This window comes from Mycobacterium sp. NTMscope_MAC_269 (assembly GCF_976985695.1).
In genome coordinates, this window is sequence record NZ_OZ335668.1 from 5295826 (window position 1) to 5307687 (window position 11862).

Consider the following 11862-nt stretch of genomic DNA (forward strand, 5'->3'; position numbering starts at 1 on the left):
ACTCGAGAAACGCGTCGTGGAATACAGTTTCGCGGCCGAAGGTAATCTCCACCCATGACCCTCAACCTGTCCGCCGACGAAGTACTGGCCACCACACGCTCGGTCCGCAAGCGCCTCGACTTCGACAAGCCGGTGAGCCGCGACGTGCTGATGCAATGCCTCGAGCTCGCGCTGCAGGCGCCCACCGGCTCCAACGCGCAAGGCTGGCAATGGATCTTCGTCGAGGACGCCGAGAAGAAGAAGGCGATCGCCGACATCTATCTGGCCAACGCCCGCGACTACCTCAGCCTGCCGTCCGCCGAGTACCCCGAGGGCGACACCCGCGGCGAGCGGATGCCTAAGGTCAAGGACTCCGCGCTTTATCTGGCCGAGCACATGCATGAGGCGCCGGTGCTGATGATCCCGTGCCTAGAGGGGCGGCCGGACAAGGCGCCGCTGGGACTGAGCGCGTCGTTCTGGGCGTCGCTGTTCCCGGCCGCGTGGAGCTTCTGCCTGGCGCTGCGCTCCCGCGGGCTGGGCACCTGCTGGACCACGCTGCACCTGATCAACGACGGCGACCGGCAGGCCGCCGAGGTGCTCGGCATCCCGCACGACCGCTACAGCCAGGGCGGCCTGTTCCCGATCGCCTACACCAAGGGCACCGACTTCCGCCCGGCCAAGCGGCTGCCCGCCGAGCAGGTCACGCACTGGAACACTTGGTGAGCTGCTGAGTCAGATCGCCCCGGCGTACTCGTGCTGCCGCCAGGCCTCGTAGACGGCGATCGCCGCGGCGTTGGACAGGTTGAGCGAGCGCCGGCCCGCCAGCATGGGGATGCGGACCTGCGCGGTGATGTGCGCGTCGGCCAGCGTCGCCGCGTCCAGCCCGGTGGGCTCGGGACCGAACATCAGCACGTCGCCGGCGCGGTAGCGCACGTCGGCGAACGAGGTCGGCGCGTGCGAGGTGAACGCGAACACCCGCTCGGGTGAGAGCGCGTCCCAGGCCGCCGCCAGCGAGGCGTGCACGGTGACCGAGGCCAGGTCGTGGTAGTCCAGCCCGGCCCGCCGCAGCTTGGGTTCGGACAGGTCGAACCCCATCGGCTCGACCAGATGCAATTCGCAGCCCGTCGCCGCCGCCGTCCGGATGGCGTTGCCCGTGTTCGGGGCAATGCGCGGGGAGTGGAACATCAGCTTGAACACAACGCGATAATGGTCGCATGGTCGAGCCGAGCATTTGGATGCAGAAGGTCGCTGCCGATCCCGGGCATTCGGATTGGTACATCGAGCGTTTCCGTGCGATGGCCCGCGCGGGTGACGACCTGGCCGGCGAGGCCCGCTTCGTGGACGCCATGGCGCCGCGCGGCGCCCGCATCCTCGACGCCGGCTGCGGACCCGGCCGGTTGGGCGGCTACCTGGCCGAGGCCGGCCACCAGGTGGTCGGCGTGGACGTCGACCCCGCCCTCATCGCCGCGGCCGAACAGGACCATCCCGGCCCGCGGTGGCTGGTCGGCGACCTCGCGGAGCTCGACCTGCCCGCGCGCGGCATCGCCGAACCGTTCGACGTCATCGTCTCCGCCGGCAACGTCATGACGTTTCTGGCCCCCAGCACCCGGGTCCAGGTGCTGACCCGGCTGCGCGCCCACGTCGCCGGCGACGGTCGCGCCGCGATCGGTTTCGGCGCCGGCCGCGACTACGACTTCGAGGTGTTTCTGGGCGACGCGGTCGACGCGGGATTCGCGATCGATGTGCTGCTGTCCACCTGGGATCTGCGGCCGTTCACCGACGACTCCGACTTCCTGGTCGCAATCCTTCGGCCCGCCTAGAGTTTTCGCGGATCCGGTGTTTGCCAGGGGCGGCCGCGGGCGCGCGGCGCCACCTTGGAGGGACCTGTCTGCTCAGTAACGATTCTGGTGGGCTGGGCCGCGGGCTGTCATACTCGTCGGATTGCCACACTTACGCGCGCGCGTCTCTCTGGCGCGGGGCGGGTGGAAATAAAGCAGGAAGTTTCATGAGCCTCTCGTTTTGTTCAGCGCTCAGGGTCAGCGCAGCGGCCGGTCGTGCGGCCGCGATGACGTGACCATGTTCACCCGCCCGGCCGCCGCGGCCGAGGCGGACGCCTCCCCGCCCGCACCGACTCGCGGCGCGGACGCGCCGGCGGCAAAACGCCCGCCCGCCTGGTCGCTGGGCAACTGGCCCGTCGGCTGGAAGGTGCTGGCGATCGTGCTGGTGCCGCTGGTTCTCGCGACGGTGTTCGGCGTGCTTCGCATCCACGGCGCGATGGCCAGCTCGGCGGATCTGAAACTGGCCGCCACCCGCGCCGACGTGGTGCCGGTGATCACCAAATACATGTCGGCTCTCGACGTCGCGCTGCAGGCCGGCTCCGCCGGGCGCGACGTCGAGGGCGCCAAGAAGAACTACGAGGCCCGCAAAGGCGAACTACAGGGCAGGCTGGCCGACACCGACGTCACCGACGACGTCCAATCCGGCGTCAACACCTTGCTCGACGGCGGCCAGATGCTGGTCAACAAGGCCTCCGACAACGGCCTCGGCCTGCGGGAGCGGGTGACCCTCTACGCGCCGATCCTGTTGACGGCCGAAGACGTCATCAACGCCTCGGTGCGCGTCGACGACGAGCACATCCGCGCCCAGGCACAGGGATTGAGCCGGGCGGTCGGCGCGCGCGGGCAGATGACGATGCAGAAGATCCTCATCACCCGCGGCGCCGAACTGCCCGAACCGCAGCTGCGCACCTCGATGGCCACCCTGGCCGGCACCGAACCGTCGACGCTGTTCGGCATGAGCGAAGTGCTCGGGGCCGGGTCGCCCGAGGCCAAGACGCTGCAACAGCAGATGGTGGCCCGGATGGCGATCATGTCCGATCCGGCCAGCGTGCTCGTCGACAACGCCGACCTGCTGCGCTCCATCCAGGCCACCGACGACATCGCCGAACAGGTCATCAAGAACGTCACCGCGTCGGTGACCAAGTCGGTGCACGCCCAGGCCGCCGACCGGCGCAACGCCGCGATCGGCGACACCGTGGCGGTGCTGGCCGCGATCGTCATCGCGCTGGTCGTGGTGCTGCTGGTGGCGCGCGCGCTGGTGCGGCCGCTGCGGATCCTGCGCGACGGCGCGCTCAAGGTCGCTCACACCGATCTCGTGGAGGAGATCGCCCACGTGAAAGCCGGTGGGGCCGAACCGATTCCGACGCCACTGCCGGTGTACACCACCGAGGAGATCGGCCAGGTCGCCCACGCCGTCGACGAACTGCACACCCAGGCCCTGCTGCTGGCCGGCGACGAGGCGCGGCTGCGGCTGCTGGTCAACGACATGTTCGAGACCATGTCGCGGCGCAGCCGCTCGCTGGTCGACCAGCAGCTGGCGCTCATCGACCGTCTCGAGCGCAACGAGGAGAATCCCGAACGCCTCGACAGCCTGTTCCGGCTGGACCACCTGGCGGCCCGGCTGCGCCGCAACAGCGCCAACCTGCTGGTGCTGGCCGGCGCGCAGCTCGCGCGCGACCAGCGCGACCCGGTGCCGCTGGCGACGGTGATCAGCGCCGCGGTCTCCGAGGTCGAGGACTACCGCCGCGTCGAGATCGCCGGGCTGCCCGAGTGCGCGCTGGTCGGCGCGGCCGCGGGCGGCGCCATCCACCTGTTCGCCGAGCTGATCGACAACGCCCTGCGCTACTCGCCGCCGACGACGTCCGCGCGGATCTCGGCGTCCCGCAGCGGATCGGATCCGCAAGGGGGAGTCGTGGTGCGGATCGCCGACTCCGGGCTGGGGATGAACGACGCCGACCGGCGCATCGCCAACATGCGGCTGCAGGCCGGCGGCGACGTCAGCCCCGACAACGCGCGCCACATGGGGCTTTTCGTGGTCGGCCGGATCGCGGCCCGGCACGGCATCCGGGTGGGGCTGCGCGGCCCCGCGGCTAACGAGGCGGGCTCGGGCACCACCGCCGAGATCTACCTGCCGCCCACGGTGCTCACCGGCCTGGCACCCGCGGAATCCCCTGCGCCCCGGCATATTCGGGCGGTGTCGTCCCCGAGCGCCAAACTCGCCAGCGCGATCGCCGCACCGCCCGCCGACGACGCCGGCCGCCGCGACGGCACGCGCGAGCCGGCGGCCCGCAGCGCCCCGCCCGCGCCTGAGCCGTCGGTCACCCTGTTGCCGCGGCGCAACCCCGGTTCCAGCGGCATCACCGACGTCCCGGCCCCGCCCGTCGAACAACCGACCCCGCCGCAGCGCCGCGAGCTCGCCACCCCGTGGTGGGAAAGCGCGCGCCAGGCCGCGCCGGCGGCCAGGCCCCCCGAGCCCACGCCGGCCGCGGAGCCCAAGCCCACCCCGGCACCCGCGCCGGCCCCACCGGTCCGGGCCGCATCGGACACCTCGGCATTCTTCGCCGCCCGGCCCCGCGAACCCCGGGAAGACAAGCCGGCCGACCCGACGACCGACGACGACGTCATCTACCGGCGGATGATCTCGGAGATGCTGGGCGACCCGCATGACCTGGTCAACAGCCCCGACCTGGATTGGCAGACGGTGTGGGACCGCGGCTGGACGCTGGCCGCTGCCGCCGAGGACAAGCCCGTCGAGTCGCACACCACCGACCACGGCCTGCCGGTCCGCACACCCGGCGCCCGCCTGGTGCCCGGCGGCGCCAACGCAACCGGCCTGGCCGAACGCGACGAGCCCGAGCACGGCCGCGGCGGCGGGTCGCCGTCGCACCGGGAGCCGCAGCACGCGGCCGTCACCCGGGACCCCGAGGCGGTGCGCGCCTCGTTCAGCAACCATTTCGGCGGCGTGCGGACCGGACGCTCGCACGCCCGTGAGACGGAGCAAGGACCCGACCAACAATGACGTCACCCGACAACTCACTGGACTGGCTGGTGACCAGGTTCGCCCGCGAGGTGCCCGGCGTCGCGCACGCGCTGCTGGTCTCCGTCGACGGGCTGCCCATCGCCGCCAGCGAGCACCTGCCCCGCGAACGCGCCGACCAGCTGGCGGCCGTGGCCTCCGGGCTGGCGAGCCTGGCGACCGGCGCCGCGCAGCTGTTCGAGGGCGGACAGGTGCTTCAGTCGGTGGTCGAGATGGCCAACGGCTACCTGCTGTTGATGCGCGTCGGGGACGGCTCGCACCTGGCGACGCTGGCCGTGACGTCGTGCGACATCGGCCAGATCGGCTACGAGATGGCCGTCCTCGTCGAACGGGTCGGGGGTGTGGTGCAGTCGACTCGCCGGTCGGCCGTGCAGCACCACTCGTGAGCTGCGATGGACACCCCCGAGACCTGGCCCGCACACCGTAAGGGCAACCTGGTCCGCCCGTACACGCTGACGTCCGGGCGGACCGACACGAATGTCGAGCTGCCGCTGGAAGCCCCGCTTCAGACGCTGCAGCCTGGCGCACCCCACCGGTGGCCGCCCAACGATGCGCGGGGCAGAATCATCCACCTGTGCGGCCAGGGCCCACCGAGCCCGTCGGTCGCCGAAATCTCGGCCCGGCTGGACCTGCCGCTCGGCGTCGCGCGCGTCCTGGTCGGGGATCTGGTGCTGTCCGGCTACCTTCGAGTGCACAGGACGTTGTCCGAGCGTTCGACCCGCGATGAGCGCCACGAACTCATAGGAAGGACCCTGCGTGGCTTACGCGCACTCTGAGGTGCAGCCCGATTCCGGCGCCCACGCGTCGACGAAGATCGTGATCGCCGGCGGATTCGGGGCCGGCAAGACCACGTTCGTCGGGGCGGTGTCGGAGATCATGCCGCTGCGCACCGAGGCGATGCTCACCGACGCCTCGACCGGCGTCGACGCGCTCGAGGCCACCCCGGACAAGCGCACCACCACCGTCGCGATGGACTTCGGCCGGATCACCCTGGCCGAAGACCTGGTGCTCTACCTGTTCGGCACGCCGGGCCAGCGCCGCTTCTGGTTCATGTGGGACGACCTGGTCCGCGGCGCGATCGGCGCGGTCGTGCTGGTCGACTGCCGGCGCCTGCAGGACAGCTTCGCCGCCGTCGACTTCTTCGAGCACCGCAAGCTGCCGTTCCTGGTCGCGGTCAACGAGTTCGACGGGGCGCCGCGCTACCCGGTCGCCGAGGTGCGCGAGGCGCTGACCCTGCCCGCGCACATCCCGGTGATCACGGTCGACGCCCGCGATCGCCGGTCGGCGACCGACGCCCTGATCGCGGTCAGCGAATACGCGCTGGCCACCCTGACGCCTAATTGACCGCCGAGTGGGTCGACCGCGAGTTTGACGGCCACGACTTCACCGATGAAGACCTGAGCCGCCTGCGAACCGAGCGGGTCGTGTTCACCGAATGCAATTTCAGCGGCGCCAACCTGGCCGAGTCGCAGCACCGCGGTTCGGCCTTCCGCAACTGCACGTTCCACCGGACGTCGTTGTGGCACAGTTCTTTTGCCCAGTGCTCGATGCTGGGGTCGGTGTTCGTGCAGTGTCGGCTGCGGCCGATCACGTTCGACGAGGTGGATTTCACGCTGGCCGTGCTCGCCGGCATCGACCTTCGCGGCGTCGACTTCAGCGGCTGCCGGCTGCGGGAGGCCAGCCTGGTGGAGGCCGACCTGCGCAAGGCCGTGCTGCGCGGCGCGGACCTGCGTGGGGCGCGGACCGCCGGCGCCCGGCTCGACGACGCCGACCTGCGCGGCACCACGGCCGACCCCGGGCTGTGGACGACCGCGTCGCTGGCCGGCGCCCGCGTCGACGTCGATCAGGCGGTCGCCTTCGCGCTGGCGCACGGGCTACGCCTGCACGACGACTGAGCGCAGGGGGCTTGATGTCGCTCAGCGCGCGAGGCGGATGCGCCAGCGCACCAGCGCCACGTAGCCGACCGAGAGCACCGCGAGCATGCCCATGTCGAGCAGCCAGGCCGCCGGCGCGTGCTGGAAATGGGCGTCCCGCGGGCTCTGCGGGCCGGGCGACACCGCCCACAGGTCGACGGTTGACCCCTGCGCCGCGTACCCCCACCGCGACGGCACCAGCCAGGACACCTGGTCCAGAAAAATCCGGTCGGTGACCGGCACCATTCCGCCGCAGAGCACCATCTGCAGCATCAGCGACACCACCAGCAGCGGCATGACCTGCTCGCCCGTGCGCGCCAGCGCCGAGAGCAGCAGACCGAGCATCGCCGCGGCCACGCACGTCGCCGCCACGGCCACGAACAGCTCGACGGTGGCCGCCGAACTAGAGGGCCCCAGCAGCACCGCGGGCCGCGTCGGCGGCCCCTTGCCCAGCACCACGATGGCGGTAGCGATGGCCGCCTGCAGGACGGCGAACCCGCAGAACACCGCGACCTTGGCCAGCAGGTAGGCCGTCGTTGACAGGCCGACCGCCTGTTCCCGCCGGAAGATCGGCCGCTCGCCGATGAGGTCGCGGATGGTCAGCGCGGTGCCCATGAACGCGGCGGCCATGGTGAGCAGGGTCAGGATCATCCCGGCCTCGCCCGCCGATTCGCTCGCCGGATCGGCGTAGCCGAAGCCGGCGCTGCCGGGGACGGTCAGCGACAGCGCGCCCATGACGAACGGCAGCACGGCCAGGAACACGAAGTAGGCGCGGTCGGACACCACCAGCCGGACCTGGCGGCGGGCGATCGTGGAGAACTGGTGGCGCTTGCTGGTGTGCGCCGGCGCGCCCAGCTCGGCGGGGGCCTGGGCGCGCGGCGGCGGCGGCGGCGGTCTGTTCTGCGCTTCCGTCCGGGCCCTGAAGCGGCGGTTGGCCTCGTCCGGGTCGGCGCCCACTTTGGCGAAGATGTGCGCCCAATTGGTGGTTCCCATGGTCTGGCCGATCTGGCCGGGCGGCCCCAGGAACGCCGTCTTGCCGCCCGGCGCCATCAGCAGCACCTGGTCGCAGACGTCGAGATAGGTCAGCGAGTGGGTCACCACCAGCACCACACGGCCCGCGTCGGCGAGTTGCCGCAGCATGGTCATGACCTGCAGGTCCAGCGCCGGGTCCAGGCCCGACGTCGGTTCGTCGAGGATCAGCAGCGACGGCCCGGTGAGCAACTCGAGCGCGACCGACGCGCGCTTGCGCTGCCCCCCGGACAGCCTGTCGACCCGGGTGTTCGCGTGCTCGGTCAGGCCGAGTTCGTCGAGCACCTCGGCGACGACCCGGGCCCGGTCGGCCTTGCTGGTGTCCGGCGGCAGGCGCAGCTCGGCGGCGTAGCCGAGCGCCTGGCTGACCGTGAGCTGCCGGTGCACGACGTCGTCTTGGGGGACCATCCCGATCCGGGTGCGCAGCGAGGCGTACTCGGTGTGGATGTCGTGGCCCTCGAAGGTGACCGAGCCCGACGTCGGGGTGGCGTACCCGGCGATCAGCCGCGACAGCGTGGTCTTGCCCGCGCCGGACCCGCCGATGAGCGCCGTCAGCGTGCCGGGGCGGGCGGTCAGCGAGATCTGTTCGAGCAGGGGCTTGCCGCCGATGCCGAAGTCGACCTCGCGCACCTCGAGGCCGCCGGCGCGGGTCGCCGCCTCCTGGCGGCGAACCAGCGCGCCGCCGCGCAACACCAGGTCGACGTTGCCGATCGTGACAACGTCGCCCTCGGACAGCGCCGCCGACCCGACCCGCACGCCGTTGACGAAGGTGCCGTTGCTGCTGTTCGCGTCGCGGATCTCCGGGCCGGCCGGCGTCGGGGTCACGTAGGCGTGGTGGCGCGAGACCAGCACGTCGTGGATGACGATGTCGTTGCTCAGCGCGCGGCCGATCGACGCGCCCCGCCCGGTGATCGGCCGGCGATCGGCTTCGGGTCCCGCGACGGCGACCCGCGCGGTGGGGAATTCCCTGGCGTCGGCCGGCGGCTGGGCCGCGGTGCGCTCGGGATCTCGATGCCGGAACGAGCGCGTCGGTGGCCGGCCCACTTCGAAGGTGATCCGCGGACCGTCGGGCTTGCCGATGTTGATGGTCTGGCCGTCGCGGATGTCGATGACCGGCACCCGCCTGCCCTCGAGGTAGACCCCGTTCAGCGTGTTGTTGTCGACCGCCAGCCACCGGCCCCGATCGAAGCGCAGCAGCAGGTGCGCGCGGGCGATCAGCGGGTGCGCCACTCGCAGGTCGGCGCGCAGGTCACTGCCGACGACCACGTCGCGGCCGGCGGCGAAGCTGCCCTCGGAGCGCTCGGATCGCGCCGTCAGCAGGGGCTGGGCAGGTCGGGTCATCGCATCCCAGATTAGGGGTCGCCGCCTGAGAACCGCCTCAGCGTTTCAGGCGGATGTGCCAGCGCACGATGCCGGTATAGGCGATCGACAGCAGCGCGAGCATGGCCATGTCGAAGACGAAGATGTGTTTCGAGTGCTGCCAAATCGGGTCGTTCAGCGGGATCTGCTTGACCTTCACCAGCGACGGGAAGTCGATCGAGGACGCGCCCGCGGCGTACCCCCACCGCGCGGGCGTCAGCCACGCCATCTGCTCGAGACCGATCCGCTGGTAGACCGGAATCATCCCGCTGGAGAACACCAGCTGCGACATGATCGACACCACGAGCAGCGGCATGATCTGCTCGTTGGACTGCGCCAGCGCCGAGAGCAGCAGGCCGAGCATCGCCGACGCCACACAGGTGCCCGCCACGGTGACGAACAGCGAGAACGTGGAGTTGCCGAAGAACGGGGGATTTGCCGTCGGCGCGCCCTTACCCAGCCGCACGATGATGGTGGCGATGGCCGCCTGGCCGGTCGCGAAGACGCAGAACACCGCGATCTTGGCCAGCAGATAGGCGGTGGTGGACAGGCCGACGGCCTGCTCCCGCTTGAAGATGGCGCGCTCGCCGATCAGATCCCGGATGGTCAGCGCGGTGCCCATGAAGACGGCACCGATGTTCAACAGCACCATGATGTACTGCGGCTGCGTGGGCGCGGGGCCCATCGGGTCGGCCGGCCCGAGGCCCGGGTGCGGACCTTTCACCGTCAGCGACAACGCGCCGATGAGGAACGGCAGGACCGCTAGGAAGATCGTGTACCCGCGGTCGGACACGACCAGGCGAACCTGGCGGCGGGCGATCGTTGACAGCTGTTGCCACAGGTTGGTTTGGGGTGGTTCGCCCAGGTCCGCCGGACTCTGCGGACTCGGTGGCTGCTCCGATCGCTGATTGCGCTCCTTGAAGCGGCGGTTGGCCTCGTCCGGGTCGGCGCCCACCTTGGCGAAGATGTCGGCCCAGTTACGGGTGCCCAGGGCCCCCTCGACCTGGTCGGGCGGCCCGCAGAAGGCGGTCTTACCGCCGGGCGCGACCAGCAGGATCTGATCGCATACGTCCAGGTAGGACACCGAGTGGGTGACCACCAGCACCACGCGCCCCGCGTCGGCAAGCTGGCGCAGCATCAGCATGACCTGCCGGTCCAGCGCCGGGTCCAGGCCGGACGTCGGCTCGTCGAGCAGCAGCAGCGACGGCTGGGTGAGCAGCTCGAGCGCGACCGAGGCGCGCTTGCGCTGCCCGCCCGAGAGCTTGTCGACCCGCGTCTCGGCGTGCTGGGTCATGTCGAGTTCCTCGAGCACCTGCGCGACGACGCGGGCCCGTTCCTCTTTGCTGGTGTCGGGGGGCAGCCGCAACTCAGCGGCGTAGTTGAGGGCCTGGTTCACCGTGAGCTGGCGGTGCACCACGTCGTCCTGCGGGACCATCCCGATCCTGCTGCGCATGGACGCGTACTCGGTGTGGATGTTGTGGCCCTCGAAGGTCACCGTGCCCGACGTCGGGCTGGTGTAGCCGACGATCAGCCGCGACAGCGTGGTCTTCCCGGCGCCCGAACCGCCGATGATGGCCGTGAGCGTCCCCGGCCGCGCGGTCACCGAGATGTGGTCCAGCAACTGCTTGCCGTGGTCGACGGTGTAGCAGACGGAGTTGACCTCCAGGCCGCCCGTCCGCGTCGCAGCCTCGGTGCGCCGGACGAGGCTGTCGCCGGTGAACACCAGGTCGACGTTGCCGATGGTGACCACGTCGCCGTCGGTCAGCACCGCCGAGCCGACGCGGACGCCGTTGACGAAGGTGCCGTTCACGCTGTGCGCGTCGCGGATCTCGGTGCCCAGCGGCGTCTGGATCAAGAACGCGTGATGCCGTGAGGCGAGCACGTCCTGGATGACGATGTCGTTGTCGGTGGCCCGGCCGATGGTCTGCGACCCGGCCGGCTTCTGGATCGAGCCGGTCCGCGACGGCATCAGCGCCTGGAACATCTTGGTCGCCAGGTTCGCCACCTCGGGCGGCTTGGCGGAGGCGGGCGCCGACCGGGTGTGCGGGGTCGGCGCGGGGATGTGCTGCGCCGGCGGGGGGCTGTGCAGAGGCGCGTTGTGCGGCGGGGGCGGCGCCGCGGGCGGGTACGCGGGTGGTCGCCCACCGCCGCCGCCGTACATGGTTTGTCCCGCCGGGCCGGGCCGGTGCGCGGGCTGCGGCCGCCGCGGCGGCGCCGCCCAGTTGGGCGTGCGCCCGGGCGGTGGCGGCGGCGGTCCGGGTGGAGCGGCGACGGGCGGAGCCGGTGCCGCCGACCACGCCGGCGCCTGGGACTGCGCCGCCATCGGGATGCCAATCGATTCGGTCTTGGGGGGACGCCCGGCCATGCCTTGGTGACGGCCGACGTCGAACGTCAGCAACGGGCCGTCCGGGTTTCCGATGTTGAGGGTCTGCCCGTCGTGGATCTCGACGACCGGCACTCGCCGACCGTTGACGAAAGTTCCGTTGAGCGAACCGTTGTCGATGGCCAGCCACTTGCCCTGGTCGAATCGCAGCAACAGGTGGGCGCGCGAAATCAGGGGGTGCGTGATGCGCATGTCGGCCCGCAGATCGCGCCCGACGACCACGTCGTGGCCCGCTGCGAAGGTACGTTCGGATCCTTCGTGGTGGACGGTTAGCGCTGGCGGGGCTGGTGCTGACATCGCCACAACTGTAGCTTGCGGCGCTGT

The 11862-nt window shown here is 71.1% G+C and carries 10 protein-coding genes; 7 read left to right on the forward strand and 3 right to left on the reverse strand.

Annotated elements, in window-relative coordinates; genetic code table 11:
* Positions 1-54: 54 nt before the first annotated feature.
* Positions 55-702 carry a nitroreductase family protein gene (locus ACZ50Z_RS25210; RefSeq protein WP_464485966.1) on the forward strand — a complete coding sequence of 216 codons (648 nt, stop codon included), beginning with the start codon at positions 55-57 and terminating at the stop codon, positions 700-702.
* 9 nt (positions 703-711) lie between these two features.
* Here the strand turns inward: ACZ50Z_RS25210 and ACZ50Z_RS25215 are convergent, their stop codons facing one another.
* On the reverse strand, positions 712-1176 hold the full coding sequence (locus tag ACZ50Z_RS25215; RefSeq protein WP_464485967.1) for a tRNA (cytidine(34)-2'-O)-methyltransferase: 465 nt from the start codon (positions 1174-1176) through the stop codon (positions 712-714).
* A 17-nt stretch (positions 1177-1193) separates the two neighbouring features.
* On the opposite strand from ACZ50Z_RS25215, the gene ACZ50Z_RS25220 reads away from it, so the two are divergent.
* The 6 genes from ACZ50Z_RS25220 (at position 1194) to ACZ50Z_RS25245 (ending at position 6749) form a co-directional block, all read left to right on the forward strand.
* The gene (locus ACZ50Z_RS25220; RefSeq protein WP_464485968.1) at positions 1194-1799 is read left to right on the forward strand and encodes a class I SAM-dependent methyltransferase; all 606 of its coding nucleotides are present in this window, start codon (positions 1194-1196) and stop codon (positions 1797-1799) included.
* Positions 1800-2049: 250 nt separating this feature from the next.
* Positions 2050-4836, forward strand: coding sequence for a sensor histidine kinase (locus tag ACZ50Z_RS25225; RefSeq protein WP_464486401.1), 2787 nt, complete (start codon positions 2050-2052; stop codon positions 4834-4836).
* Entirely contained in the window at positions 4833-5240 is a 408-nt protein-coding gene (locus ACZ50Z_RS25230) for a serine protease inhibitor (protein WP_464485969.1), read from the forward strand. Before ACZ50Z_RS25225 ends, ACZ50Z_RS25230 begins: the two co-directional genes overlap by 4 nt.
* Positions 5241-5246: 6 nt before the next feature.
* Entirely contained in the window at positions 5247-5630 is a 384-nt protein-coding gene (locus ACZ50Z_RS25235; RefSeq protein WP_464485970.1) for a DUF742 domain-containing protein, read from the forward strand.
* Positions 5611-6198 carry a GTP-binding protein gene (locus tag ACZ50Z_RS25240; protein WP_464485971.1) on the forward strand — a complete coding sequence of 196 codons (588 nt, stop codon included), beginning with the start codon at positions 5611-5613 and terminating at the stop codon, positions 6196-6198. Before ACZ50Z_RS25235 ends, ACZ50Z_RS25240 begins: the two co-directional genes overlap by 20 nt.
* Positions 6195-6749 (forward strand): pentapeptide repeat-containing protein, encoded by a 555-nt coding sequence (locus ACZ50Z_RS25245; RefSeq protein ID WP_464485972.1) that lies wholly within the window; start codon positions 6195-6197, stop codon positions 6747-6749. Before ACZ50Z_RS25240 ends, ACZ50Z_RS25245 begins: the two co-directional genes overlap by 4 nt.
* Positions 6750-6770: 21 nt before the next feature.
* On the opposite strand, the gene ACZ50Z_RS25250 is transcribed toward ACZ50Z_RS25245, so the two are convergent.
* Positions 6771-9137: an ATP-binding cassette domain-containing protein gene (locus ACZ50Z_RS25250; RefSeq protein ID WP_464485973.1), complete on the reverse strand. Its 2367-nt coding sequence runs from the start codon at positions 9135-9137 to the stop codon at positions 6771-6773.
* A 37-nt stretch (positions 9138-9174) separates the two neighbouring features.
* Positions 9175-11835: an FHA domain-containing protein gene (locus tag ACZ50Z_RS25255; protein ID WP_464485974.1), complete on the reverse strand. Its 2661-nt coding sequence runs from the start codon at positions 11833-11835 to the stop codon at positions 9175-9177.
* Positions 11836-11862: the final 27 nt, after the last annotated feature.